At 63.3% G+C, this 25,962-nt stretch carries 26 protein-coding genes and 2 pseudogenes; 12 read left to right on the top strand and 16 right to left on the bottom strand.

The features are described 5' to 3' along the window. Window positions 1-7: 7 nt before the first annotated feature. A complete protein-coding gene (locus tag NKL06_RS02260; protein WP_023682330.1) occupies window positions 8-571 on the bottom strand; it encodes a polysaccharide biosynthesis/export family protein in 564 nt (187 codons plus the stop codon). A 264-nt stretch (window positions 572-835) separates the two neighbouring features. On the opposite strand from NKL06_RS02260, the gene NKL06_RS02255 reads away from it, so the two are divergent. After that, a complete protein-coding gene (locus tag NKL06_RS02255; RefSeq protein ID WP_023693283.1) occupies window positions 836-3,052 on the top strand; it encodes a GumC family protein in 2,217 nt (738 codons plus the stop codon). Between the two features lie 98 nt (window positions 3,053-3,150). Here NKL06_RS02255 and NKL06_RS02250 read toward each other — a convergent pair whose 3' ends face one another. The 6 genes from NKL06_RS02250 to NKL06_RS02225 all read right to left on the bottom strand — a co-directional run bounded on the left by NKL06_RS02250 (window position 3,151) and on the right by NKL06_RS02225 (window position 9,135). Beyond that, window positions 3,151-3,987: a GNAT family N-acetyltransferase gene (locus NKL06_RS02250; protein ID WP_023693284.1), complete on the bottom strand. Its 837-nt coding sequence runs from the start codon at window positions 3,985-3,987 to the stop codon at window positions 3,151-3,153. A 5-nt stretch (window positions 3,988-3,992) separates the two neighbouring features. Continuing rightward, the gene (locus tag NKL06_RS02245; RefSeq protein WP_023693285.1) at window positions 3,993-4,739 is read right to left on the bottom strand and encodes an aspartate/glutamate racemase family protein; all 747 of its coding nucleotides are present in this window, start codon (window positions 4,737-4,739) and stop codon (window positions 3,993-3,995) included. Window positions 4,740-4,741: 2 nt separating this feature from the next. After that, window positions 4,742-5,560 carry an ABC transporter permease gene (locus NKL06_RS02240; RefSeq protein ID WP_023682326.1) on the bottom strand — a complete coding sequence of 273 codons (819 nt, stop codon included), beginning with the start codon at window positions 5,558-5,560 and terminating at the stop codon, window positions 4,742-4,744. Window position 5,561: 1 nt separating this feature from the next. Beyond that, window positions 5,562-6,473 (bottom strand): ABC transporter permease, encoded by a 912-nt coding sequence (locus tag NKL06_RS02235; RefSeq protein ID WP_023693286.1) that lies wholly within the window; start codon window positions 6,471-6,473, stop codon window positions 5,562-5,564. Between the two features lie 237 nt (window positions 6,474-6,710). Then, window positions 6,711-8,000 (bottom strand): ABC transporter substrate-binding protein, encoded by a 1,290-nt coding sequence (locus NKL06_RS02230; protein WP_023693287.1) that lies wholly within the window; start codon window positions 7,998-8,000, stop codon window positions 6,711-6,713. Between the two features lie 34 nt (window positions 8,001-8,034). Then, complete coding sequence (locus tag NKL06_RS02225; RefSeq protein WP_023669397.1) at window positions 8,035-9,135, bottom strand: ABC transporter ATP-binding protein; 1,101 nt, start codon at window positions 9,133-9,135, stop codon at window positions 8,035-8,037. A gap of 264 nt (window positions 9,136-9,399) precedes the next feature. Here NKL06_RS02225 and NKL06_RS02220 point away from each other — a divergent pair, with 264 nt between their 5' ends. Then, a complete protein-coding gene (locus NKL06_RS02220; protein ID WP_023669398.1) occupies window positions 9,400-10,110 on the top strand; it encodes a GntR family transcriptional regulator in 711 nt (236 codons plus the stop codon). A gap of 3 nt (window positions 10,111-10,113) precedes the next feature. On the opposite strand, the gene NKL06_RS02215 is transcribed toward NKL06_RS02220, so the two are convergent. Continuing rightward, the gene (locus tag NKL06_RS02215; RefSeq protein WP_023669399.1) at window positions 10,114-11,343 is read right to left on the bottom strand and encodes a GNAT family N-acetyltransferase; all 1,230 of its coding nucleotides are present in this window, start codon (window positions 11,341-11,343) and stop codon (window positions 10,114-10,116) included. 91 nt (window positions 11,344-11,434) lie between these two features. Here NKL06_RS02215 and NKL06_RS02210 point away from each other — a divergent pair, with 91 nt between their 5' ends. Beyond that, window positions 11,435-12,493, top strand: coding sequence for a polysaccharide deacetylase family protein (locus NKL06_RS02210; protein WP_023693288.1), 1,059 nt, complete (start codon window positions 11,435-11,437; stop codon window positions 12,491-12,493). Between the two features lie 15 nt (window positions 12,494-12,508). On the opposite strand, the gene NKL06_RS02205 is transcribed toward NKL06_RS02210, so the two are convergent. Then, window positions 12,509-12,724 carry a DUF2842 domain-containing protein gene (locus NKL06_RS02205; protein WP_023669401.1) on the bottom strand — a complete coding sequence of 72 codons (216 nt, stop codon included), beginning with the start codon at window positions 12,722-12,724 and terminating at the stop codon, window positions 12,509-12,511. Between the two features lie 150 nt (window positions 12,725-12,874). Here NKL06_RS02205 and NKL06_RS02200 point away from each other — a divergent pair, with 150 nt between their 5' ends. After that, complete coding sequence (locus NKL06_RS02200) at window positions 12,875-13,999, top strand: COX15/CtaA family protein (RefSeq protein WP_023669402.1); 1,125 nt, start codon at window positions 12,875-12,877, stop codon at window positions 13,997-13,999. A 53-nt stretch (window positions 14,000-14,052) separates the two neighbouring features. Here NKL06_RS02200 and NKL06_RS02195 read toward each other — a convergent pair. The 3 genes and pseudogenes from NKL06_RS02195 to speB all read right to left on the bottom strand — a co-directional run bounded on the left by NKL06_RS02195 (window position 14,053) and on the right by speB (window position 16,911). Further along, window positions 14,053-14,892: pseudogene (locus NKL06_RS02195) on the bottom strand (aminoglycoside phosphotransferase family protein). A 61-nt stretch (window positions 14,893-14,953) separates the two neighbouring features. After that, window positions 14,954-15,880: an N-acetyl-gamma-glutamyl-phosphate reductase gene (argC, locus tag NKL06_RS02190; protein ID WP_023693289.1), complete on the bottom strand. Its 927-nt coding sequence runs from the start codon at window positions 15,878-15,880 to the stop codon at window positions 14,954-14,956. Window positions 15,881-15,909: 29 nt separating this feature from the next. Beyond that, entirely contained in the window at window positions 15,910-16,911 is a 1,002-nt protein-coding gene (speB, locus tag NKL06_RS02185; protein ID WP_023669405.1) for an agmatinase, read from the bottom strand. A 141-nt stretch (window positions 16,912-17,052) separates the two neighbouring features. Here speB and NKL06_RS02180 point away from each other — a divergent pair. After that, window positions 17,053-17,255: pseudogene (locus NKL06_RS02180) on the top strand (glycerophosphodiester phosphodiesterase family protein); the annotation flags it as partial. A 199-nt stretch (window positions 17,256-17,454) separates the two neighbouring features. Here NKL06_RS02180 and NKL06_RS02175 read toward each other — a convergent pair. Continuing rightward, window positions 17,455-18,327 (bottom strand): aldo/keto reductase family oxidoreductase, encoded by an 873-nt coding sequence (locus tag NKL06_RS02175; RefSeq protein ID WP_023693290.1) that lies wholly within the window; start codon window positions 18,325-18,327, stop codon window positions 17,455-17,457. 91 nt (window positions 18,328-18,418) lie between these two features. On the opposite strand from NKL06_RS02175, the gene NKL06_RS02170 reads away from it, so the two are divergent. Continuing rightward, complete coding sequence (locus NKL06_RS02170) at window positions 18,419-19,318, top strand: LysR family transcriptional regulator (RefSeq protein ID WP_023693291.1); 900 nt, start codon at window positions 18,419-18,421, stop codon at window positions 19,316-19,318. Between the two features lie 266 nt (window positions 19,319-19,584). Here NKL06_RS02170 and rpsI read toward each other — a convergent pair whose 3' ends face one another. The 3 genes from rpsI to NKL06_RS02155 all read right to left on the bottom strand — a co-directional run bounded on the left by rpsI (window position 19,585) and on the right by NKL06_RS02155 (window position 21,214). Beyond that, a complete protein-coding gene (rpsI, locus tag NKL06_RS02165; protein ID WP_023669408.1) occupies window positions 19,585-20,067 on the bottom strand; it encodes a 30S ribosomal protein S9 in 483 nt (160 codons plus the stop codon). A 1-nt stretch (window position 20,068) separates the two neighbouring features. Then, a complete protein-coding gene (gene rplM, locus NKL06_RS02160) occupies window positions 20,069-20,533 on the bottom strand; it encodes a 50S ribosomal protein L13 (RefSeq protein ID WP_023669409.1) in 465 nt (154 codons plus the stop codon). A 216-nt stretch (window positions 20,534-20,749) separates the two neighbouring features. Then, window positions 20,750-21,214, bottom strand: coding sequence for a PaaI family thioesterase (locus NKL06_RS02155; RefSeq protein ID WP_023693292.1), 465 nt, complete (start codon window positions 21,212-21,214; stop codon window positions 20,750-20,752). Between the two features lie 146 nt (window positions 21,215-21,360). On the opposite strand from NKL06_RS02155, the gene NKL06_RS02150 reads away from it, so the two are divergent. The 6 genes from NKL06_RS02150 to NKL06_RS02125 all read left to right on the top strand — a co-directional run bounded on the left by NKL06_RS02150 (window position 21,361) and on the right by NKL06_RS02125 (window position 25,949). After that, window positions 21,361-22,182, top strand: coding sequence for an enoyl-CoA hydratase (locus NKL06_RS02150; RefSeq protein WP_023689473.1), 822 nt, complete (start codon window positions 21,361-21,363; stop codon window positions 22,180-22,182). 11 nt (window positions 22,183-22,193) lie between these two features. Further along, window positions 22,194-22,616: a VOC family protein gene (locus tag NKL06_RS02145; protein ID WP_023693293.1), complete on the top strand. Its 423-nt coding sequence runs from the start codon at window positions 22,194-22,196 to the stop codon at window positions 22,614-22,616. Between the two features lie 8 nt (window positions 22,617-22,624). Beyond that, complete coding sequence (locus NKL06_RS02140; RefSeq protein WP_023693294.1) at window positions 22,625-23,401, top strand: AAA family ATPase; 777 nt, start codon at window positions 22,625-22,627, stop codon at window positions 23,399-23,401. Further along, complete coding sequence (locus NKL06_RS02135) at window positions 23,398-23,919, top strand: CoA-binding protein (protein WP_023669414.1); 522 nt, start codon at window positions 23,398-23,400, stop codon at window positions 23,917-23,919. The genes NKL06_RS02140 and NKL06_RS02135 overlap by 4 nt, the downstream gene beginning before the upstream one ends. 167 nt (window positions 23,920-24,086) lie before the next feature. Beyond that, entirely contained in the window at window positions 24,087-25,367 is a 1,281-nt protein-coding gene (locus NKL06_RS02130) for an O-acetylhomoserine aminocarboxypropyltransferase (RefSeq protein ID WP_023693295.1), read from the top strand. 249 nt (window positions 25,368-25,616) lie between these two features. Next, the gene (locus NKL06_RS02125; protein WP_373420123.1) at window positions 25,617-25,949 is read left to right on the top strand and encodes a cupin domain-containing protein; all 333 of its coding nucleotides are present in this window, start codon (window positions 25,617-25,619) and stop codon (window positions 25,947-25,949) included. Window positions 25,950-25,962: the final 13 nt, after the last annotated feature.

Genomic DNA, 25,962 nt, shown 5'->3' with positions numbered 1-25,962 from the left:
GTTGATGTCAGAACAGGCGTTCGCGAACGTAGACCGTGTCGCCCGGCAGCAGCGGATCGGAGGTAACCACCCGGCCTGTCATCACCTTGCCGTTGATGTCGCGGGTGATGTCGACGCTTTCCTGGTTGGCGCGCGGCGAGAAACCGCCGGCAATCGCGATGGCCTTCTGCACGGTGAGGCCCGGCACGTAGGAATACTGGCCGGCGGCGCCCACTTCGCCCATGACGAAGATCGGCCGGTAGCGATCGATCTCGACCGACACGTCGGGGTCGCGCAGATAGCCTTGGCGCAGTTTGTCGGCGAGCGCTTTTTCCAGCTGCTGGGCCGTGTGGCCGCGCGCCGGCACCGCGCCGACCAGCGGGAAGGACATGTAGCCGGACTGATCGACACTGTAGGTGTTGGTCAGACCGTCCTGTTCGAACACGGTGACGCGGACACGGTCGCCGGCGCCGAGCCGATAGGGCTGGTCGAGTACCTCGTGGAAGGCCGCCGGCGTCGGCCGGTAGCTGGAGCAGCCGGCGAGGATCGACACGGCCAGCAGAGCGCGAAACAGACCAGCAGCGCTTTTCATGATCGGACACACACCTTCGTCGCTATGGCCGCCAGGACACGGCGGCAAACCTTAAGGATCTGGGTTCGTTATCATCCTGTTAGGGTTAATGGCCGGTAAAGGGACGCGGCCGATTTGGCGGCAATCGACAAAAAGCCGTATAGTTTTGCTGGCTTTGTTTACCGGATGTCAGCAAACCCTAACAGCTGCTTACCGCGATCTTAACGGCTGAGTTACCATAGTTGTTTACGCTACCATCTAGCCTCATGTCCGGAGCAGGAATGCATGTCCGACCAGTCCGCGGCCGCAGATGTCGATGTCGACCTGAGACAGCTCTTCGCCAGCCTGGCGCGGAACTGGCTGCGCATTCTTGTGATCACGCTCATCGTCACCGGTCTCGCCTTCGCCTTCGCGTGGCTTGCCACGCCGCATTATAAGGCCACGACGCAGCTGAAAATCCAGTTGAGCGAATCGGCCTATACGCGGCCTGCCGGTACCAATGAAGACGACAAACCTGTGCTCGATGCGGAAGGTGTAGCAACCGAGGTTCAGGTCATTTCCTCGTCCGACATTCTCAAGCAGGTGGCTGCCGACCTTAAGCTGGGCGACAAGCCCGAGTTCAACGATGCGCTCGGCATGTCGCCGGTCACCCGGCTCCTGGTCATTGCCGGGCTGAAGAGCGATCCGGAAGAAATTCCGCTCGAAGAGCGCGTGCTGACGAAGATGCGCGACAAGCTCAATGTTTATGGCGTGGAAAAGACCCGCGTCATCGCCGTCGAATTTTCCTCTGAAGATCCCCAGCTTGCCGCCGACATTCCGAACGCCATTGCTAAGGCCTACCTGGCCTACCAGGCGGATGCCAAGACCAAGTCGAACGCCGCCGCGACCGCCTTCCTCGGGCCGGAAATCGACGATCTGCAGAAGCAGGTCAGGGATGCAGAGGCCAAGGTCGCGGCCTTCCGCTCCGCCCAGTCGGACCTGTTGATGGCTGGCAACAATTCGGTGCTGGCGACGCAGCAATTGTCCGAGCTATCGACCGAACTGTCGCGTGTGCGCGCCAGCCGCGCTTCGGCCGAGGCAACGGCCGAAAGGGTGCGCCAGGCTTTGCAGAATGGCGGTTCGCTGGACGCTGTACCCGAAGTGCTGTCTTCCGATCTGATCCAGCGGCTGCGTGAGCGTCAGATCGAGCTCAGAACCAACATCGCCGATCTTTCCACCACCTTGCTCGACAACCATCCCCGCCTGCGGGCGATGAGGTCGCAGCTTGCCGATCTCGACGGCCAGATCCGCAACGAAGCGCAAAAAATCATGCGCGGGTTGCTGACGCAGGCGCAGACCGCCCAGGCGCGCGAAAACCAGCTGATATCGGACGTCAACACGCTGAAAGCGGCATCGGCACGCGCCGGCGAGGAGCAGGTCGAACTCGATGCCTTGCAGCGCGACGCGAACGCCCGGCGCCAGCAGCTCGAATCCTACATGGCGAGCTTTCGCGAAGTGTCCTCGCGCAAAAACTATCTGCCGGTCGATGCCAGCGTGTTTTCCGAGGCGCGCGTGCCGTCGGAACCCTATTTCCCCAAGCTCGTGCCGATCGTCGGCGCCGCCTTCGTCGGCTCGCTGCTGCTGATGTCGGTCATCACGCTGCTGCAGGAGCTGTTTTCCGGCCGCGCCATGCGTCCGGCCCCAGGGGCGCGCTTCGAGCGTATCGAGCAGGTTGCGATGCCGGCAATGTCGGCGCCGGTCGTCGACCCGGAACCGGCTCCTGAGGTTGTGGAAGTGGACGATCAGCCGACGACCGTGGAGTCTGAACTGGTGCCAGAGCCCGAGCCGGCTCCTTCAGTGCTGGAAGGAGCAGCGGCTGCCGGTTCCGAACCGCAAGCCGAACCTGAACCTGTCCGCTCCAGCCTTGGCGAGATCGATGTCGAGAAGGCGGCGGAGAAGCTGATCGCCAGCGGTGCTGCGCGCGCCATCTTCGTCTCGCCCGAAGGCGATGAGGCGGCGGCCTCGGCAGTGCTGGTAGCGCGCGAAGTCTCCGACGCCGGCCTGCGCGTGTTGCTGCTCGACCTGACCGCATCGGGCGCGGCGTCGCGGCCGATGCTGGACAGCGGACTTTTCCCCGGCATCACCAATCTGCTGGCTTCGGAAGCGCAGTTCAGCGACGTCATTCACGCTGACCTCTATTCCGACTGCCATGTCGTTCCCGTCGGCACCGCCGATCCGGTTCGCGCCATGCGCGCCGCCGACCGGCTGCCGATCATCATGCAGTCGCTGACCACCGCCTATGATCTGGTCATTGTCGAATGCGGACCGGCCGATGCGCAAGGCATCAGCCGACTGGTCGGCGACAGCACCGAGGTCTTCATGTCCATGCTGCAGGCGGACGATGAGGTGGCGCAGGCCGCCGTCGAGCTGATCGAAAGCGGCTATCCCGACCTCACTCTGGTGACGCCGATCGGCCACGAGACGCCGGGTAACCCCGTGCCGGGACGACGTAGCGCCGCCTGAGACATCAGACAATTCGACTTAGGCGGCGCTACTACGGATCGGCTCGTCCATCGCCCGCCGGCTCCCGAAAAACCAAGCCTGTCAGTCGGCGCCGGGATCTACCCCAACTCCAGGGTCGTCACGCCAAATATTCGGCGCGAGTCGACCTTCGGAGGCGGGCCCTTGTACATGCGCGTGGTGGTGAAGGTCGGCCTGAAACCAATTGCTGAAAGCGCCGTGGTGAAATCGAAATTTTCGGCAGGAACGTCGATATGCAGGTCGCCACCTTCGCATGCGGCAGCCAGACTGCCCATGAGCTGCATCGCCGTCTCGGTGTCGTCGGCAAACAGCGGGCCGATCTTGTAACCCGAACGGCAGGGACGAGCCACGGCGTAGCCTATGGTGCCGAGTGAACTGATCGCGGCGAACCCGCAATGCGGCGGCTGCGCCCAGCGGTGCAGGAAGGCTCGTCGAGGCGCGGGGAAACAGCGGGCGTCATAGACGATGATGTCGGGCACGAGTTGCGTGGTTATCATGCGCACCCCTTCGCTTCGGACGGGCGGGGTCGCGATACGGCCGCTGAAGCGGATGGTTTCGTACGCCGAGCTGAATCCCGTGCGGCGATAATTCGCCAGCTGCGCGGCGACCCCGTCGAGGCCGACCGTTCGGCCGGCCAGCCTGGCCATGCCCGCATTCCAGACTGCTTTGCCATGGCCTTTGCCGCGCATGTCTGGTCGGCAGATGTAGAGACCGATGAAACCGAAGTTGCCGCCATAGGCGACAGCCGAGATGGCGGCGGTCATCTCGTTGTCGACAAAAGCGCCGATGAACCCTTCAGGATCGGTTGGCCGGAACGCGGCGGCATCATCAAGGCCAGGGTTCCAGCCTTCAGCCGCCGCCCAGTCGATGAGAACGGTCACTTCCGGCGGAGACAATGCGCGGACGGTAGGCTTCATAGCGTTCACTCCGCGGCGACCACCCCCGGCGAGAAGGATTTCAGCACGCCGCGATAGGGCTTGGCCAGCGGACTGGCATAGGAGCCGCGCTTCGAGGTCGACAGGCCCAATGCGATCAGCGCCTCGGCCTGTTTGAGGGCGGCGCCGACGCCGTCGATGACGGGCAGGTCGAACTCTTGCTGCAGCCGGTGTGCCAGGTCGGCCATGCCGGCGCAGCCGAGCACGATGGCCTCGGCGCGGTCTTCCGCTATGGCGCGGGCGATCTCGGCGCGCAGTTTCTCGACAGCGCCGGAAGCAGCGTCTTCAAGCGAGAGTACGGGAATGTCGGCGGCGCGCACGCGGGCACGCCCGGCCATGCCGTAGCGGTGCACCAGCCCCTCGACAGGGACACGCGAGCGTTCGGTGGTCGTCACCACTGTGAAGCGCTGGGCAATGTAGGAGGCGACACCGAGTGCGGCCTCGCAGATGCCGATGACCGGAATGGAGGCCATGGCGCGTGCCGCATCCAGGCCGGTATCGTCGAAGCAGGCGATGATGGCGGCCTGAGCCCCGGCACGTTCGCCGGCGGCGATCTCCATCAAAAGGCCGGGCACGGCCAATGCCTCGTCATAATAGCCCTCGATCGAGGCAGGACCCATCGAGGAGGTGACCGCGATCACCTCGGTCCCGGCGCCGGCAACGGCGCGCGCCGCCGCCGCGATCGTCTCGGTCATGCTCGCCGTCGTGTTGGGGTTCACCACCAGTATCTGCACGATCAAACCCTGGCCCGCTTGCGGCCGACATAGAGGATGGCGCCCAGTGTGGCCAGGATCACCAGGAAGGAGAACACGGTGGTCACCGTGCCCAGCGCATAGAGCACCGGCGTCGTGACATTGGTGGTCATGCCGTAGATCTCGAGCGGCAGCGTGTTGAAGGTGCCCGACGTCATCAGCGTGCGGGCGAACTCGTCATAGGACAGCGTGAAGCCGAACAGGCCGACGCCGATCAGGCTCGGCGCGATCATCGGCAGCACGACATGGGCGAAGGTCTGCCAGGAGTTGGCGCCCAGGTCACGCGCTGCTTCCTCATAGGCGGGCGAGAAGCGGTTGAAGACGGCGAACATGATGAGCACGCCGAAGGGCAAGGTCCAGGTCAGGTGCGCGCCGAAGGCCGATGTGTACCAGGCCGGGCGGAAGCCGACCTGCTGGAAGACGACGCCGATGCCGAGCGAAATGATGATCGAGGGTACGACGAGGCTGGCGACCGCCAGGTAGAACAAAGCGGTGGCGCCACGAAATTTTTGCCGGAAAGCGAGCCCTGCCAGCAGCGACACGACGACGGTGACGATCATCACCATGAGGCCGAGCACGAGCGAGCGCTTGAAGCTGCCGCCGAAATCGCCGACCGCCTGGCGCTCGAACAGATTGGCGAACCAGTGCAGCGACATGCCATTGAGCGGGAAGGTGAGGCCGCCGGTCTCGCCTTGGAAAGAAAGGATCAGGATCGCCGACAGCGGGCCATAGAGGAACAGCACGAACAGAGTGAAGAAGACCGCAAGCACATAGAATTCGAGGGTGCGTTTTTCGTGGCTCACCTCAGAGCTCCTTGCGGATGTCGACGATGCGCAGGATGCCGGCGACCATCAAGAGCACCAACACCAGCAACACCACGGCATTGGCGGCGGCTGCGGGATACTGCAGCAGCGACATCTGGTTCTTCATCATCAGTGCGACCGACGCGCTCTGGCCGCCCGACATCACCTGCACGGTGGAGAAATCGGCCATCACCAGCGTGACGACGAAGATGGTGCCGATCGCCATGCCGGGCTTCGCCAGCGGAATGACGACATTCCACAGCACTTGCCAGCCGGAGGCGCCGGCATCGCGCGCGGCCTCGACCAGCGAGCGGTCGATGCGCATCAACGTGTTGAAGATCGGCGTTACCATGAACAGCGTGTAGAGATGCACCATGGCCAGCACCACGGCGAATTCCGAATAGAGCAGCCATTCGATGGGTTTTGGCACCAGCCCCAATTGCACCAGCGTCGAGTTGATCAACCCGTTACGGCCAAGCACCGGGATCCACGAGATCATGCGGATGATGTTGGAGGTCAGGAACGGCACCGTGCAGACAAGGAACAGCACCATCTGCATGGCGGTGGTGCGGATATGGAAGGCGAGGAAATAGGCGACCCAGAAGCCGATGAACAAGGTCAGAGCCCAGACGATGGCAGCGAATTTGATGGTGTTGAGATAGGTCTTCCAGGTGACCCATGATCCCAGCACGTCGGAATAGTTCGTCGTCAGGAAATCCGGATACATGGCGGCGAAGTCGTAGTCCCAGAAGGAGACGACGGCGATCATGATGATTGGCAAGAGCAGGAACGCACCGAGGATGAGCGCCAGCGGCGCCGATTGGAGGTAGGGCGTGACGGCACTGATGGAGAAGCGCCGGCGTCTGGCGGGCTTGGCTGCTGCGATGGCGGGGCGTTCGAGAGCGACTGTCATTGGGAAAATCCTCCGCGTGATCGCGATGACTTGCGATCCTTCGCGCCCCCCTCTGTCCTGCCGGACATCTCCCCCACGAGGGGGGAGATCGAACTCTCATAACGGCCTTCGCCAAACTCCAACGTTGCTAACGAAGAGCCGGCCATGACGCTGCCAATCTCCCCCCAAGTGGGGGAGATGTCCGGCAGGACAGAGGGGGGCGCGAAGGATCGCAACATCACAGTGAACGCCTCCGCTCTACGCCGCGATGAACTCGTTCCAGCGCTTCACCATGTAGCGGTCCTCGTCCATGACCGAGTTCCAGCAGGCGACTTTGCCCATACGCTCTTCGAACGAGCCGCCGTCGCGCACGGCGCCGGCCTTTTCCATGACGGTGCCGTCCGGCGCCTTGATCTCGCCCTTGGCCGGCTTGCCTTCGATCCAGTAGCCCCATTCGTCCTCGGACATGAACTTCTTGGCCGAGACCATATTGGCGGAATAGTAGCCCTGGCGGTTGAGATAGCCGCCGACCCAGCCCGACGTATACCAGTTGATGTATTCGTAGGCGGCGTCGAGCTCGGCGCCCTTGAGATGGGCGGCAAGGCCAAGGCCGCCGCCCCATGAGCGGTAGCCCTCCTTGAGCGGCTGGAAGCGGCAGGCGATGCCTTTGGAGCGGACGGCGGCGACGGCCGGCGACCACATCGACTGGATGACCACTTCGCCCGATGCCATCAGATTGACGCTCTCGTCGAACGACTTCCAGAAGGCGCGGAACTGGCCGGCCTGCTTGGCCTTGATGAGGAAGTCGATCGTCTTGTCGATCTCTTCCTTGGTCATGTTGCCCTTGTCGGCATATTTGATGCTGCCTGTGGCCTCCATGATCATGGCCGCATCCATGATGCCGATGGACGGGATGTTAAGGATCGCGGTCTTGCCGTTGAAGGCCGGGTCCATGATGTCGGCCCAGGTGGTGATGTCGCGGCCGACGAGGTCGGGCCGGATGCCCAGCGTGTCGGCATTGTAGATCGTCGGCACCATGGTGAACCACTTGGTCGGCGCCTTGGCGAAGGTCTTTGAGTCCTGCGCTTCGACATAGCCGACCGTGTGCGGCGCGGTGCCCTGGGCAATGATGCTGTCGGGCGTCAGCTTGCCGGTTTTGAACAACGGCACCAGTTCGTCGTAGTATTTCAGCTTGCTGACATCCATCGGCTGCAGCACGCCGCTCGGGAACACCTTCTTGCAGATCCAGTATTCGATGTCGGCGATGTCATAGCTGTCGGGCTGGGTCACGGCGCGCTGGGCGGCCGCGTCCGAATCGGTCGCCGTCATTTCCAGCGTGATGCCGAGGTCGGCCTTGCACTTGTCGGCGATCGCGTTCAGGTTCGACACGCCGGTGCCGAACTGGCGGAGCGTGATGTTGGACTGCGCCCAGATGGTCGGGAAGCCTGTAATGGCGCCCGAGCCTGCGGCGAGGCCGACGGCGGCCGCACCTGTCTTGAGCAACGAACGGCGCGAAATTCCGGTCTTTGTTTCTACTGTTTTTGTCATTCCTATTCCCCTGTTTTGTTTTGCTTCGTCGAACTCATGAATGAAGGCGCCCGAGGACGATGGCGTCCTCGGAATCCCAGGCGAGCGGTACGGCGCCGCCAAGGGCGACGGGTTTGGCGAAGAAGTCGGAATCGTCGATGATGACCGTGAAATCGTCGATGCCGGCACCGGTGACCGACAGCTTCACCGTGGCGCCGCGATACTCGATGTTGGAGACGATGCCGGTGAAGCCGAGGCCGGGAGAGGGTGCTTCGCCGATGCGCACATGGTCGGTGCGGATGGCGATGTCGATCGGCGTGCCCACCTCCTGGCCCGCCTCCCGGCCTTGCCCGCGGGCGGCGAGCGAGGCGCCACCATTGACGTCGAAGACGACCATGCCGTCGCGCGCGCCGGTGACCCGGCCGGAGATGACATTGTGGTCGCCCATGAAGCGCGCGACGAAGGCGGTGGCCGGCCTTTCGAACACATCTCGTGGCGGCGCAGCCTGTTCGATGCGGCCGTCATTCATCACCACGATCAGGTCCGCCAATGCCATGGCCTCCTCCTGACTGTGGGTGACGTGGACAAAGGTGATGCCGAGCGAGGTCTGCAATTTCTTCAGCTCGGCGCGCATGCGTATCTTCAGGAACGGGTCGAGTGCCGACAGCGGCTCGTCGAGCAGCAGCGCCTCGGGATCGGTGATCAGAGCGCGGGCGAGTGCAACACGCTGCTGCTGGCCGCCGGAAAGCTGCGCCGGCCGGCGCGTCGCATAGGCCTCCATCTGCATCAGCTTGAGCATGTCGAGCGCCTTGGCACGGCGCTGCTCCTTGTCGACGCCCTTCATCTTCAGGCTGAAGGCGACATTGTCGACAAGGTCGAGATGCGGAAACAGCGCATAGGACTGGAACATCATCGCCGTGCCACGCTTTGCCGGCGGCAGGTCGGTGACGACAATGTTGCCGAGGCGGACATCGCCCGACGAAATGCTTTCGTGGCCGGCGATCATGCGCAGCGTCGAGGTCTTGCCGCAGCCGGAGGGGCCAAGCAGGCAGCAATAGGTGCCTGCCGGTATTTTCAGGCTGATGGCCTCGACGGCAGTCGTCGTTCCGTACACTTTCGAAACGGAGACGATGTCGATCTCGGCGGCTTTGGACATTCAGGCTTCCCCGTTTGGTCGCATTAACCAATGCATTATGCGTGCCAATCGGCGGCAATCGGCCCAAGCGTTTGAATCGACAGCGAAATCGGGGTTCTTGCCCACTGCCTAGCCGGTAGGCTATCTTGTGCATTGCACAAATTATGGGCGATTGTGCGCGATCTGCACAAGAATCGTATGCAATCTATTTTGGCTTCGTGTCCACTTTGCCTCTCGTGCGCAGGCGACGAGTCGCGCTAGAAGAGGCTTGGAACCATCATCGCCATGAACATTGCCGATCAGATCCATTCCGCCGACAGCGCCAACCAGGATCGCGCCCAGGCGATTCGCGACAATCTGCGGGACGCCATCGTCGACCGTCGGCTGACGCCCGGCACCAAGCTGTCGGAAGGCGAGGTCGGCACGCTGTTCGACGTCTCGCGCACCGTCGCGCGCGCGGCGCTGCAGATGCTGTCCTTCGAGGGGCTGGTGCGTACCGAGCGCAACCGTGGCGCCTTCGTCGCCAACCCTTCGCCCGAGGAAGCGCGCCAGGTGTTCGCATCGCGCCGGCTGATCGAGCCGGGCATAGCCATTGCCGCCTGTGGGCGGGTCACAGCCACCGATATCGCTGCGTTCCGCGCGCAGCTCGACGAGGAAGGCCGCTTCATCGCCGAGCGCGGCCCAACCGCCCGGCGCTCCGAAATCAAGGCGTCGGGCGATTTCCATCTGCTGCTCGCCTCCGTCGCCGGCAATGCCATCCTGCAGCGCTTCATGGAGGAGCTGGTGGCGCGTTCGTCGCTGGTCATCGCCCTTTACGGACGATCCGGCGTGTCGGCCTGCGGACACAGTGAGCACACGGAAATGGTCGGCGCGCTGGAAAGCGGCGATTGCGGGTTGGTGAGCCGGCTGATGCTGCACCATATCGACCACATCGAGGCAGATCTCGACCTGCGGGTCAGGGCCGGCCCGGCGCTCCGCGAAGCGCTGAATTTCTGAACGCTAGTTTTCGTCGTCCGTGGGAGCGGGCGCTGCCTGTCCGGCGGCCTTGCGGCGCAGCATCTTGGTCAGCTTCCAGACCGTCGGGTTGTTCTTGATGAAGGCTTTCGCCCGTGCGCCCTGCCGCAGCGCCGACGCCAGGGCGCGTCCCTTCAGCGTCAGGGGCGCCAGCACCTCGAAATGCTGGGTCTCGATATCGCACCAGAGCCGCTTGTAGGGCTCGTCGCCGACCGAGAAATCATAGACATCGAAGCCTGTTTGGCAGGCTTCCTCGATGATGTCGAAGAAAAGGAAATCGCCGGGGCTGGTGTGGCCGAGATCGTCCTCGGCGATGGCGCCGAATTCGCAGATCAGGCGTTTGCCCGAGCGGCTCGAGCCGGTGATTGCACGCAGCTTGCCGGCCACTTCGAGCCCATGCAGCACAAAGGCCGGTTTCTCCTCGGCCAGCGCGCCGGCGAAGAGGGCACGGAAGAAAGCCCGCACCTCCGGCTCGCCGAAGACATTGGCGATGCCCATCTTGGCGAAGCGGAACTCCTTCATCTCGAAGAAAGCGTCGAGCAGCCGGTTCACGTCTTCGGGTGTCTGCGCCTCGATGCGGCGATGAACGCCGACCGCCTCGAATTTTCGTGTCTGCGAACGGTGCTTCTTGCGCTTGCGCTTGCCGCCCACACGCGACAGCAGCGCATCGAAACCACCGTCGAGATTGACGGCGAGCGACAGGTTTGGGCTCGGAAAGTTGGAGAACGCCACCAGCGGATTGGCAACACCATCGAGGTCGGGCAGAAGCCTTTCCAAGGCAACGAGATCGATGTCGGGACGCGCCTTGCCGATCGCCGTCACCAGCCTGCGGATCCCCCCAGCATCTGCCTTTGCCAGCCATGCCGGATCGGCGGCGGCGAAATTGCCGTTGGCATGGCGCCCGCCCATGAAGCGGGCGACGCGGAATGGACCAGTTCGCGTGATTTCCAGTGCCAGTGCAAAGACCGGCCTGTCCTCGATTGTCAGCGTGGCAATGACGGCATCGGGATTAGCCTGCGCCGTCCAGGCACGAACCCAGTCCGCGCTTTGCGCCGGCGCAAACAGCGCCGAACGGCAGAATTCGCCGTAAGAGGCGAGCGCGGCAGCATCTGCGATCGACACCGACAGACTGGTCTGGTCGGCAGCCGGCGTGCGCGCAGACGCCTTGCTTGCGGCGAGCCGATTGCCGTCAAATGACGCGGTGGCGTCAACCATACCTCAATCCTTAAGGCGTATTCGTCGCGATCAGGAGTTCGCGTCGGCGCGTTCCGTGCTTGGATCGAGCCTAGGCGCAAAAGGTGAATGAATGATCGACGGTGGTGAGGCAGTTCGGAAACTGGCGCTTAATATCGCCCGCTTTACCGGCCTTGCACCGCTGGCCAAGCCGTTTGTCGGCGGCATTGGCGCCATCCTCATGTTGCATCGGGTCACCGCCACGCCGGAGAAGCCGGACGGCGTTAACCGCCACCTCAACATCGCCCCGCGATTCCTCGACGCTCTCGTCGCCGACATGAAGTCGAGGGGCTATGCCTTCGTCACCCTCGACGAGGCGATCGAGCGCATCAAGGCCGGCGGCAAGGACGGCCAGTTCGCCACCATCACCGCCGACGACGCCTATCGCGACAACATGACCGAAGCGCTGCCAGTGCTCGAAAAGCACGACGCGCCGATCACCATCTATGTCGCGCCGGGTCTGATCGACGGCAGCGCCGATTTATGGTGGGACGTGGTCGAGGATATCGTCAACGCGCGGGAGCGTTTGACGCTGGCGACGCCGAAGGGGCCGGTGACCATAGACTGCTCGACCCACGGCAAGAAACTCCACGCCAATGCGCGTCTGCATGCCTATCTGACGCTCGAGGTGCGCGAGGAGGATCAGCGCGCCGTGCTGCGCGATCTGGCGCACTCGAACGGCATCGACCTCGATGGCTTGCGCCCAAGCACGCTGATGACCTGGGACGACATCCGCGCCGTGGCCGGGCACAGGCTGGTGACGATCGGCGCGCATACGGTCAACCACCGCAATCTGAAGCGGCTCGACGAAGCCGATGCGCGCCATGAGATCGTCGACGTCAGGCGCCAACTGCAGGCGCAGCTCGGCGAAGACCCCCGTCATCTCGCTTACCCCTATGGTTACGCCAGCGCTGTCGGCTGCCGCGAAGTGGGCTTTGCCCGCGACGCCGGCTACGCCTCGGCGGTGACCACTCGCCACGGCGTGCTGCACGCCGAGCACGCCGGCTTCCTGCACGCGCTGCCGCGCATTTCGATCAACGGCCGCTACCAGAGCGTCGCCCATATCCGCACCATGTTGTCGGGCTTAACGACGCCGCTGGCCAATGCCGGCAAAATGGTGGTCACCATCTAACCTGGGGCGGGCTCTTCAGCCTTTCGGCGGCGGCTCCAGGATCAGCCATTTGATGATGCCCATCGCAGGCAGCACCCAGAACAGGCCGCTGAACAGGAAGAACAGGAAGTGCACCAGCGGGCTGGATTGCGACAGCTGCGCGACCGCTATGATCGACGCGACCAGCGCATAGATGATGACCAGCGCCACCAGCAGGAAAGTTCCGATCAGCTTTTTCAGGCGGATGGGCATGAGCGTTCTCGTTGATCGCCTCCGCTTAGGCCCAACCGCGCGCCTGTGCAACCCGCGAGATGCGGCGCGACGGCGTGCCGCGCCGTCCGGTCTTGTCAGCCGGGTTGCGATGGTTCACCAATCCGCCACGTCAACCTGCCGGGACCAACCATGGCCGCCATATCAGCCGCCGCGCCTTACATTGACCGCGATCGCGACTTGAAAAATCGGGCGCTGGTGCGCGGCTGGCTGTATGTCGTGCTTCTGGTGCTGTTTGCGCTGGTGCTGGTCGGCGGCGCCACCAGGCTCACCAATTCCGGCCTGTCGATCACCGAGTGGAAGCCGATCCACGGTGTGATACCGCCGCTCAATGACGCGGAGTGGCAGGAGGAATTCCAGCTTTATCAAAAGATTCCGCAATATGCCGAGCTCAACAAGGGCATGAGCCTGGACGCCTTCAAATCGATCTTCTGGTGGGAATGGGCGCACCGCATCCTGGCGCGCAGTGTCGGCCTGGTCTTCGGCCTGCCGTTGCTGGTCTTGTGGGCGACGCGCCGCATCGAGCGCGGCCTTGGGCCAAAGCTGGTCGGTATTCTGCTGCTTGGTGGCCTGCAAGGCGCCATCGGCTGGTGGATGGTGGCCTCCGGCCTGGTCGACCGCGTCTCCGTCAGCCAGTACCGGCTGGCGACGCATTTGACGCTTGCCGCCCTGATCTTCACTGCCACCATGGTGGTCGCGCGCGGGCTGGCGCCGCATTCGGAGCCTGCCGCCGGCCGGTCGACGCAAAGACTGGCCGGTTTCATCGTGCTGCTGGCGCTGGTCCAGATCTATCTCGGCGGGCTGGTCGCAGGGCTCGACGCCGGCCTGAGCTACAACACCTGGCCGCTGATGGACGGCAAGATCATCCCCGGCGAGCTGCTGCTGCTCGAACCGGCCTGGCGCAATTTCTTCGAGAACCCGAAGACGGTGCAGTTCGTCCACCGGCTCGGCGCCTATACGGTCTTTGCCATCGCGCTCTGGCATATGATAGCGACGCGCCGGCGGCTGCCGGGCACGACACACGCACGCCGCGCAACGCTGCTGTTTCTGCTGGTGCTGGTGCAGGCCTCGATCGGCATCGGCACGCTGCTGATGCAGGTGCCGCTGCACATGGCGCTGACCCATCAGGCCTTCGCGCTGGTCCTGCTGGGATTTGCCGCCGCCCACTGGCGCGGCAACAAGGGCGCCTATCCACTGCCAACGCGGCCGCCCATGAACGCAGGTACATCGTCTACGGTGTCTTGGCCGTCGCAATAATCTATTTCGCGAACGAACTGCCTCGCTACGTCTAAAGCGCGAGGCTGCGCCGGTCAGAAGCTGAGCCGCACCTTTCGGATCACTCCCGCAACCGACAGCTCGCGGTTCTCGTCGACCGCATTCTCGTCCTCATGATGCCATGCGGCCGACAGGCAGCCATAGGCGATGGCATGGTCGAGAATGGCAGCCGGCGTCTGGCCGAGTGTCCTGGCGAAGATCTCAGCCATATGCGCGATGCGCTCGGGATCGAGGCAGAGGTCGTCGCGCCCCAGTGGGTTGTAGAACAGATTGGCGGCGTCGAAGCCGGGATCGCCGAGCACGCCCTTCGGGTCGATCGCCAGCCAGCCGCGCGCACCGTGCAAAATGTTGTCGTGATGCAGGTCGCCATGCAGCGGCTTGACCGCATGCGGGGCATCGAGCAGCCGGTCCGCGATTTCGGCGGCCTCGATATAGAGGCTGTGCTCTCCGGCGTCGCGATCGGCTCCGGCCTTTTTGAACAGGCTGGCAAACCGTGTCCGCAGCGGCTGCAGGTCCGGCGGGGCAGGGTGTCTTTAGGGCGAGAACAGTCTCCCCATCAACTCGGCCGCGATTGCGGTCGCGGCGTTGTCGCCTTCTTTGGCCAGAACGTCGGAAAGCAGGGTGTCGCCGGCATATTCGAGCAGCATGCGGTGGCCGTCCCGGCCAAGCAGCCGCACCGCGCCTTCGCCGCGCCGCCATGCGAGATAGTGCTCGCCGCGCAACTCGTCCTCGACATCGTCGAATGGTTTGAGCGCCTTGACGATGGCCGGCGAGCCGTCCTCACGCCGCACCTTCCAGATGCGGCTCGAAAACGTCTCCGCAATGAGCTCGGGCGCGCTGATCTTCCAGCGCTTTGGAAATGCAGGCGCGTCCATTCAGAGCGTGATGCCGAAAAGTGTTAAGCGGTTTTCGGGCAACATGCTCTCTCCAACTGAATTAAAGGCCGAGCATCAGATCCATGTTCTGAACGGCAGCACCCGAGGCGCCCTTTCCGAGATTGTCATAGACCGCAATCAGCAGCGCCTGCGCCCTGTCGTCATTGGCAAAGACATAGACCTTCATGCGGTTGGTGCCGTTATAGACCTCGGGATTGATCTCGGGCAGGCGCTCCACGTGCTCGTAAGGAGCTACCTCGACCACGCCGCCCTTGATGGCGGCAAAATGGTCGGCGATTGCCGCGTGCAGTTCGGCGCCGGCCGGCACATGGTCGAGCCCGCCGAGCTGCAGCGGCACCACTGTGATCATGCCTTGGGCGAAATTGCCGACCGCCGGCTGCATGATCGGATCGTGCGACAGCTTCGCATAGGTGCGCAGCTCCGGCACATGCTTGTGCTGCAGGGTCAGCCCATAGACCTGGAATTCAGAGGCATCCTCGCCCTTGGCGACATAGTCCTCGATCATCGGCCGGCCGCCGCCCGAATAGCCCGAAATGCCATTGACCGTGATCGGGAAATCCGCCGGCAGCAGACCGGCAGCGACCAGCGGCCGCAGCGTCGCGATCGGCCCTTGCGGCCAGCAGCCGGGATTGGCGACGCGTTTCGCATTGGCGATGATCCTGGCCTGATCCTTGTCCAGCTCGGCAAAACCGTATTCCCAGCCCTCGGCGACGCGATGCGCCGTGGAGGCGTCGATCACCTTGGTGGTGTCGTTGGCAATCAGCGACATGCTTTCCTTGGCAGCCGCATCCGGCAGGCACAGGATGGCGACATCGGCGGCATTGAGGAACTCGGCGCGCGCCGCCGTTTCCTTGCGGCGCTCGGCCGGGATCGAGATGATCTCGAGGTCGCCGCGCTCGGCCAGCAGCGCCCGGATCTGCAGGCCGGTGGTGCCGTGTTCGCCATCGATGAAGATCTTCGGTTTCATGTGCCCGTCAATTCCCTGCTAATTCAGGCCTATATGCCCTGGCCATGGTTTGCCGCGCCATGGTTGCCGCTGTTCAGCTCTTCCGCCCGCGCTTTTCGCTCGGCCACCAGGCCGAGATAGTGCATGGCCACCATCGAGCCGGCGATCGCCGTTATATCGGCGTGATCATAGGCCGGCGCAACCTCGACGACGTCGGCGCCGACAATATCGACCTGGCCGAGCTGGCGCAGCGTCGACAGGATTTTCGCCGAGGACGGTCCGCCGGCAACCGGCGTGCCGGTGCCGGGCGCAAAGGCCGGGTCGAGGCAGTCGATGTCGAAGGTGAGATAGGTCTTCCTGCCGCCGGTGCGGTCGACGATCGCATAGGCGATGTCGGAAGCCCGCATCTCCTCGATCTCGTGACCGTAAAGGATCTTGATGCCGAACGTATCGGGGGCATGCGTGCGGATGCCGATCTGGATCGAGCGGTCGGGGTCGATGATGCCTTCATTGACGGCGCGGCCGACGAACGAACCATGGTCGATGCGCTTGCCATCGTCAGGCCAGGTGTCCTGGTGCGCATCGAACTGCACCAGCGCCAGCGGCCCGTGGATGGCGGCATGTGCCTTGAGCAGCGGCCAGGTGACGAAATGATCGCCGCCGAGCGACAACAGGAAGGCACCCGATTTCAGGATCTTCGCCGCCTCGCGCTCGATCGTGCCTGGTGTCTTCTGGTGATTGCCCGAATCGAGCAGGCAATCGCCATAGTCGATGACGGCGAGATGCTCGAACAGGTCGCGCGAGAACGGATATTGCGGGTCGTTGTCGAGGATCGCCGAGGCGCGGCGGATCGCCTGCGGCCCGAAGCGCGCGCCCGGCCGGTTGGTGACGGCGGCATCGAACGGAATGCCCCACACGACGGCGTCCGCGCCCTTTGCATCCTTGGTGTATTTGCGCCGCATGAACGACAGCGCGCCGGCATAGGTCGGCTCGAAGGAAGGCCCCGTCTTGGAGCGGGCGGTGAAGGCGTTGTCGATGGTCTGGTTCGCCATTACGGGTCCTTCTTTGTTCATCGGGCTGCCACAACTACAGAACCGGCACGCAAGATGCCAGTCACAGCTTGGCGAAACGCCATAGCGTTCTAGAGGGGCGACACAGGATTTGTATCGCCAAGGCGCAAGGCCCGGCGACTCCTCTCCGGCGGCCGCGGCGATGAACTGGCGGTGCGGGCCGGCATGCCGGCCGAGACACGGTTTCTGGGCCGAACGCGGCGCCACCATCATCCAGACCGAAGAACCGAAGGCTGCGATTGGCTGGCTGGGGGCCGATGGGTTTCGGGCGCCTTATGTGGATGAGGGAAGCCGGCCGAGCCGCGAATACGGCGAGTATCAATTAGAAATCGTACGTCGGCGCCATCACCCCACCCGGCGCTGCGCTCCGACCTCCCCATCGAGGGGAGGTAGGGCGTTGGCGCTTTAGATCCGACAGTCGTAGCGATTGCGAGGCATGCAAGGCTGCCGCGACCTCCTACCTCCCCTCGATGGGGAGGTCGCGCCGAAGGCGCGGGTGGGGTGACAGCGCCGCCCGCAAAATCTTCACGCCGCTTTCGCCACCCCATCCAATTCCCTCAGGACATCAGCCGACAGCTCCAGTTCCGCCGCCGCCAGGTTCTCTCTCAAATGCCCGACCGACGACGTCCCCGGGATCAGCAGGATGTTCGGCGAGCGGCGCAGCAGCCAGGCGAGCGCAACCTGCAAGGGTGTGGCGCCGAGCCGCGTGGCCACATCCGACAAGGTCGACGACTGCAGCGGGCTGAAGCCGCCGAGCGGGAAGAACGGCGTGTAGGCGATGCCGGCGCGCGCCAGTTCATCGATCAACGCGTCGTCGTCGCGATGCGCCAGATTGTACTGGTTCTGCACGCAGACGATCTCGGCGATCCCACGGCCTTCCTCGACCTGCGCAGGGGTGACGTTGCTCAGGCCGATATGGCGCACCAGGCCCTTCCGCTGCAGTTCGGCAAGCGCCGTCAACTGCGTCTCAATCGAGCCCTCGGCGGGACCCATCACCCCGAACATGATGCGCAGATTGACGACATCCAGCACCTCAAGACCGAGATTCCTGAGATTATCGTGCACGGCCTGCTCAAGTTCCTTGGCGGAATAGGCAGGCAGCCATGAGCCGTCGCTGCCGCGCCGCGCCCCGATCTTGGTGACGATGACGAGGTCTTGCGGATAGGGCGCCAGCGCTTCGCGGATCAGCTGGTTGGTGACATGCGGGCCATAATAGTCGCTGGTGTCGATGTGGTTGACCCCGGACGCCACCGCTTCGCGCAGCACAGCAATGGCCGCGTCCCGATCTTTCGGCGGACCGAAAACGTGCGGGCCGGCAAGTTGCATGGCGCCGTAGCCGAGCCGTTTCACGGTGTGGCTGCCGAGGGTGAATGTGCCGGATTTTTGGATGGTGGACATGGTCGATCTCCTTTGAGGAGGCGAAGATAGACGCTGCTCAACCTTGGGATAATAAGGTACAATCCGTACAGCTTGTGCGGAATGGCGAACAATGATGGATCTTGGCGATCTGAATGCTTTCGTGACGGTGGCGCGTGCCGGCGGTTTTCGCGAAGGGGCTCGCGCCGGCGGCGGCAGCGCGTCGGGCCTGAGCGAAGCGGTGCGCCGCCTGGAGACGCAGCTCGGCGTCAGGCTGTTCAACCGCACGACACGCAGCGTTGTTCCAACCGACGCAGGCCTCAGCCTCTTGGGAAGGCTTGGCCCGGCGCTGTCGGAGGTGGAGGCGGCCCTCGACGTGGTTAATGGCTTTCGCGACAGGCCGGCCGGTTCGCTGCGCCTCAACGTCCCGGTCAGCGCCGCGCGGCTGATATTGCCCGACATCGTTCCGGGCTTCCTCGCCGCCTATCCCGGCATTCGGCTGGAGGTCATCGCCGATGAGAACTTCGTCGACGTGCTGGCGGCGGGCTGCGACGCCGGCATCCGCTATGACGAGCGACTGGAGCAGGACATGATCGCGGTGCCGATCGGACCGCGCGTCCAGCGCTTCGCCACTGGCGCCAGCCCCGCCTATCTCGAGCGCCATGGGCGGCCGCAGCACCCGAGCGACCTGCTTGGCCATGCTTGTCTGCGCGGTCGTTTTGCCAGCGGTGCGATGCTGCCGTGGGAATTCGAGCGCGACGGCGAGGTGGTGCGTGTCGACACGACGGGGCCGTTGATCGTGCGGATCGGCGGGGCGAGCGATCTTGCCGTCCATGCGGCCATTGCCGGCAGCGGCATCGTCGCTCTCTTCGAGGGCTGGCTTCGCCCTCACTTCGAAAGCGGCGCCCTGGAGCCCGTGCTCGAACCGTGGTGGCAGAGTTTTCCCGGACCATTTCTGTACTATCCCGGACGGCGTCTGGTTCCAGCGCCGCTACGGGCGTTTATCGATTACATCAAGGCCGGCAAGTTCTGAGACTTGAACCGAGGCCGGCGCCATCACCCCACCCGGCGCTTCGCGCCGACCTCCCCATCGAGGGAGGTAGGGTGCCGCGTTTTTATGGTCGAACTGGTTTGCTAGCCGCTGGACCATCGTGGATTGTCCGGGCGGCAAAACTGCCGCGACCTCCTACCTCCCCTCGATGGGGAGGTCGGCGCGAAGCGCCGGGTGGGGTGACTGCCGAGACCCAAAAGAAAAGGCCGCCCGGAGGCGGCCTTTCGATGTCTGGAACGTCGCAGCGCTTAGCGCTTCGAGAACTGGAAGGAACGACGGGCCTTCGCCTTGCCGTACTTCTTGCGCTCGACGACGCGGCTGTCGCGGGTCAGGAAGCCGCCCTTCTTGAGCACGGCGCGCAGTGCCGGCTCATAGTAGGTCAGCGCCTTGGAGATGCCGTGACGAACGGCACCGGCCTGGCCGGACAGGCCGCCGCCGATGACGGTGGCGACGATGTCGTACTGGCCGGCGCGGTTGGAAGCGATGATCGGCTGGTTGAGGATCATCTGCAGGACCGGACGCGCGAAATAGGTCGCGAATTCCTTGTCGTTGACGACGATCTTGCCCGAACCCGGCTTCACCCAGACGCGGGCGATGGCGTTCTTGCGCTTGCCGGTGGCATAGGCGCGGCCCGACTTGTCGAGCTTCTGGACATGGACGGGTGCTGCCGGCTGGGTGTTGGTGTTGCCGGTGGCGGCGCCCAATTCTGCGAGCGAGGAAAGCTCAGCCATCTTATGCAACCTTCTTGTTCTTGGCGTTCAGCGCGCCGACGTCGAGGGTGACGGGCTGCTGGGCGACATGCGGATGTTCCGTGCCTGCATAGACGCGGAGGTTCTTCATCTGACGACGGCCGAGCGGCCCGCGCGGGATCATGCGTTCGACGGCCTTCTCGACGACACGCTCGGGGAAACGGCCCTCGAGCAGCTGGCGCGCGGTGCGCTCCTTGATGCCGCCGGGGTGACCGGTGTGCCAGTAATAGACCTTGTCGGTGAACTTCTTGCCGGTGAACACCACCTTGTCGGCATTGATGACAATGACGTTATCGCCGTCGTCGACATGCGGGGTGAAGGTGGGCTTGTGCTTGCCGCGAAGATGATTGGCGATGACAGTGGCGAGACGGCCGACGACGAGACCCTCGGCGTCGATCAGCACCCACTTCTTCACCACATCCGCAGGCTTCTGCGAAAAGGTTGCCATGGATTTTCTGCTTTCGATTTTGACCTTCCGAAGAAGGCGTTTCTTGTTGCTTGGATTGGCGACAAGGCACTTGCCCGCCGCCAATAACAAAACGGCGGCCTTTGCGGGCCGCTGCTTCGTGACGGCTTATAGGCGAGGGGGTGGTGCACGTCAAGGCGCGGGAAAAGCACGTCTGCTCGTAAAGTGTAATAAAAACAAAGGTTTGATCAAAAGGTATTATTTTACCACATCGGCGGCGCGCTTCGGCGGGATCGAATAGGTGCCGGTCGCATGCGCTACCGTGTGTCCCTTCGGTCCGGCGACGATGTCGATATCGAACACCATCAGGCTCTTGCCCAGCTTCAGGATGCGGCAATGGCCGTCGATCGGCCCGGCTTCGGCCTTGCGGACAAAATTGATGTTGAGGTTGACGGTAACCGAAAGCGCATCCGGCCCGGCATGGCTGAGCACGCAGACATAGCCGCCAATGTCGGCCAGCGTGAACAGCGAGGGCCCGGACACCGTGCCGCCGGGACGCAAATGCCGTTCGCTGGCGTTGAGCCGCACCGTGCAGCCGCCGGGAAACACATCGAGCGCCTCATACGACGTGAACTCGTCGTTGAGCTGCGGGTAGACGCTGGCCATCAGCGCATTGACTTCAGCCGCCGTCAGCACCGGCTTGAGATTGTCCTGGGCGGGCATGTCGGTCTCTCGTTCTATGCCGGGCCTGTATGAACGCAATGATGCGCTTCTGGCAACACCTCTGGCGCAAGCGATGGGTGTTGATGAAACTCGATCCGATATTAGATAGTCTGGCGGCGCCCGGCGGAATCGCGGAGACCCTTGTCATGGCCGAAATCCTTTCGATCAAACCTGTTGCCATAGACGGGCCGGTCATCGCCGGGCTGGACAAGGGCGTGCTGCGCCTGACGCTCGCCAATCCGCCCGCCAATGCCTTGTCGCTTTCCGTCATGGCGGCATTGAGCGCCGAGCTCGACCGTGCCAAGGCCAACAAATCGGTCCGCGTCATCGTCTTGGCGGCCGCCGGGAAAGTCTTCTGCGCCGGTCACGATCTCAAGGAAATGACCGCGCGCCGCGCCGACGCCGACAAGGGCAAGGGGTTTTTCGAGCAGACATTTTCGGCTTGCGCGGCGTTGATGCAGCAGATCGTGCGCCATCCGCTCCCGATCATCGCCGAAGTCGATGGCCTAGCCACCGCTGCGGGGCTGCAACTGGTTTGCAGTTGCGACCTCGCCATTGCCTCGCATGAAGCGACCTTCTGCACGCCGGGCGTCAATATCGGCCTGTTTTGTTCGACGCCGATGGTGGCGCTGTCACGCAACGTGTCTCACAAGCACGCCATGGAAATGCTGCTCACCGGCGAGACCATCGATGCCGCAACCGCCAAGGAATTCGGCCTGGTCAACCGCGTCGTGCCGCGCGAATACCTGAATCAGATCGTCACCAAATACGCGCAAACCATTGCCTCCAAATCATCTCTGGTGGTCAAGACCGGCAAGGAAGCCTTTTACGCGCAGGCCGAGATGGGGTTGGCGGACGCGTATGCCTATACCGGCCGCGTCATGGTCGAGAACATGCTGGCCCGCGACGCCGAGGAAGGCATCGGCGCCTTCATCGGCAAGCGCAAACCGGAATGGACGGACGAATAGGTTTTCGATCCATGGAACCGCGCATCTCCATCATCACCATCGCCACCGACGATCTCGAGCGCGCCGTGCGCTTTTACGAAGGCATGGGCTTGAAGCGCCACGCCGGCATCACCGATGGCGTCGCCTTCTTCCAGATGGGCGGCGCCATTCTCGGCCTGTTCCCGAGGCCAAGCGCCGAGGAGGATTCAGGCATTGCCTTCGCCGCAGCACCGTCGGCGGTCTACCTCGCCTACAACACCCGCTCCGATGCCGAAGTCGACGACGTGCTGGCGGCCGCCGAGAAGGCCGGCGGCAGGATCGTCAAGCCGGCAGGCCGCGCCTTCTGGGGCGGCTGGTATGGATATTTCGCCGATGCCGACGGCCATGTCTGGGAAGTCGCACACAATCCGGCCTTCCCGATCGCGGATGACGGCACCATCTCGCTGACGGACTGAGCGTCCGCATGGGCTATCGCAAGCAACTGACCCGGCTTAAGGCGCCTTATCTCAAACGCATCCTGATTGACCCCGAGCGCGTGGAAGATTGGGACAAGTATCCCTGGAACCTGCCTCTGTTCCGCGGCCGCGAATTCGAGCTCGAATTCACCACGCCGATCACCATCATTGTCGGCGAAAACGGCACCGGCAAATCGACGCTGCTGGAAGCGATCGGCGCGCTGGCCGGTTACGACGAAGCCGGCGGCGGCAAGGGCTACATGCCCGTCGACCACTCCGGCGCCATCGACGAGAGTGGTGCAGCGCTTGCCGACACGTTGCGCGGCCACTGGCTGCCGAAGGTCACAGCGGGTTGGTTCTTCCGCGCCGAATCTTTTTACTCGGTTGCCCGCTATCTCGATCAGGCGGCGCTGGAATCTGGCGGGGCGCCGCCGGATTTCCTGTCCTGGTCGCATGGTGAAGGGTTCATCCGCTTCTTCGAGGAGCGCTGCCGCCGGCAAGGTATCTACATCCTCGACGAGCCCGAAAGCGCGCTGTCGCCATCGCGGCAGATCGAGCTGCTGAAGATGCTGCGGCGCATGGACCGGTCCGGCACGGCTCAAGTGATCATGGCGACGCACTCGCCGCTGCTGATGGCCTGTCCGGGCGCGCGGCTGTTCCGCATCAGCCGCTTCGGCCTCGACCCCACAGATTTCACCGATACCGATCATTTTCGCATGATGCGCGACTTCTGCACGGACCCGCAGTCCTTTATGGAGGAAGCACTGAGGGAGACCGACGAGTGAATCACGATAGCTACGACAATGCCTACATCGGCGGCATCCTCAATTCTGTGAAGACCATCGCCATGGTCGGCGCGTCGGCCAACGATGTCAGGCCGAGCTTTTTCGTGCTGAAATACCTGCTGGCCAAGGGCTTTTCGGTGTTTCCGATCAATCCGGGGCAGGCCGGCAAGGAAATCCTCGGCCGCATGACCTATGCCAGCCTTGCCGATCTGCCTGAACCGGTCGACATGGTCGACATCTTTCGCGCCTCCGCAGCGGTGCCCGGCATTGTCGATGAGGTGCTGAAGCTCGACCCCTTGCCGAAAGTCGTCTGGATGCAGCTTGGCGTGCGCGATGACGAGGCGGCCGCGCGTGCCGAGGCGGCCGGTATCAAGGTGGTGATGAACCGCTGCCCGAAGATCGAATATGGCAAGCTGTCGGGCGAGATCGGCTGGACCGGCGTCAACTCCGGTGTGCTTTCGTCGAAGAAGCCGCTGATGCGGTCGGGATTCCAGAGTTTCGGTGTGCGCCAGAAGTAAGGCAGTGAATGGTGAATGGTGAATAGAAGGATTTTCCTGGAAGCCGGGTAAAGCCGCATATGAGCGGCTTGCAATCAAGGTGGGACTGGCCGACTTTGCGACCACCATTCATCGCTCACCATTGACCATTTCATCATTCACACGTTTACCGCTCAGGGAGGTTTTCGATGACCCGCACGCCCGGTTTCAACACGCTCGCCGTCCATGCCGGCGCCAAGCCCGACCCGGCGACGGGCGCACGCGCCACGCCGATCTACCAGACGACCTCCTTTGTGTTCGACGATGCCGACCATGCCGCCTCGCTGTTCGGGCTGAAGGCCTTCGGCAACATCTACACCCGCATCATGAACCCGACCCAGGCGGTGCTGGAAGAGCGGATCGCGGCGCTCGAAGGCGGCACGGCTGCACTTGCCGTTGCTTCCGGCCATGCCGCACAGGTGATCGTGTTCCACAATCTCATGCGGCCTGGCGATAATTTCGTCGCCGCCACAAGGCTTTACGGTGGTTCGATCAATCAGTTCGGCCATGCCTTCAAGAATTTCGGCTGGGAGGTGCGTTGGGCCGACACCAACGACGTCTCCACCTTCGAAAGCCAGATAGACGACAAGACCAAGGCGATCTTCATCGAGAGCCTGGCCAATCCCGGCGGCACCTTCGTCGACATAGAGAAAATCGGCGACATCGCCCGCAAGCACGGCTTGCCGCTCATCGTCGACAACACGCTGGCCTCGCCCTATCTGGTGCGGCCGATCGAGCATGGCGCCGACATCGTCGTCCATTCGCTGACCAAGTTCATCGGCGGCCACGGCAATTCGATCGGCGGCGCCATCGTCGATGGCGGCACGTTCGACTGGTCGAAATCCGGCAAATATCCGATGCTGTCGGAGCCGCGCCCCGAATATGGCGGCCTTGTCCTGCACGAAACCTTCGGCAATTTCGCTTTCGCCATCGCCGCGCGCGTGCTTGGCCTGCGTGACATCGGCCCGGCGATTTCGCCGTTCAATGCCTTCCTGATCCTGACCGGGCTGGAGACCTTGCCACTCAGGATGCAGCGCCATTGCGACAATGCGATCACCGTAGCCGGCTGGCTGTCCAACCACCCCAAGGTCGCCTGGGTCAACTATCCCGGCCTGCCCAGCGACAAGAACAACGCGCTGCAGAAGAAATACTCGCCGCAAGGCGCCGGTGCTGTCTTCACCTTCGGCCTGAAGGGCGGCTACGACGCAGGCATCAAGTTCGTCGAGGCGCTCGAACTGTTCTCGCACCTCGCCAATGTCGGCGATACCAAGTCGCTGGTCATCCATCCGGCCTCGACCACGCATCGCCAGCTTTCCGACGAGCAGAAGGTCAAGGCGGGTGCCGGACCGGACACGGTCCGGCTTTCCGTCGGCATCGAGGATGTCAACGACATCGTCGCCGATCTGGAACAGGCTTTGACCAAGGTTTGATTTTTTGAGTGAGTAGTGAGTAGTGAGTAGTGAGTAGTGAGTAGTGAGTAGTGAGTAGTGAGTAGTGAGTAGTGAGTAGTGAGTAGTAGTCGGTATTCACTAGTTAGCAGTGATTAGTGATCAGCCACCCGCTCGAGGGAGCGCTTTCCGCTCACTACTCACTACTCACTAGTCACTACTCACTGCACTACTCACTGCACTACTCACTACTCACTAATCTGTTGGAGGCAAACCCTGTCCGCGCATTACTTGGCAATATCGACCGACAGCGTCGACGCCGAACATGGCGCCCCGGCGCCGGATCGTCTGATTGCGGGCGATCCGAAGTTCCGCACCTGGAATGTCGAGGAGCGCGATGGCCGCCTCTATGCCGGCATCTGGGAAGCGACGCCGGGCAAATGGCGCATCGAATATGACGAATGGGAGTTCTGCCACATCCTGTCCGGCGTCTCGGTGGTTGCCGAGGATGGCGGCGAGGCGCGCACGGTCCGGGCCGGCGACAGCTTCGTGCTCAGGCCAGGCTTCAGGGGCAGCTGGGAAGTGCTTGAAACGACCCGCAAGGAGTATGTGGTCAAGCTCTGATCTCGCGGCGCGC

Source organism: Mesorhizobium sp. C268A (assembly GCF_040324475.1).
GTDB lineage: Bacteria > Pseudomonadota > Alphaproteobacteria > Rhizobiales > Rhizobiaceae > Mesorhizobium.
The sequence above is the reverse complement of the archived record's forward strand: the minus strand, read 5'-3'. Positions and strand labels throughout refer to the sequence as shown.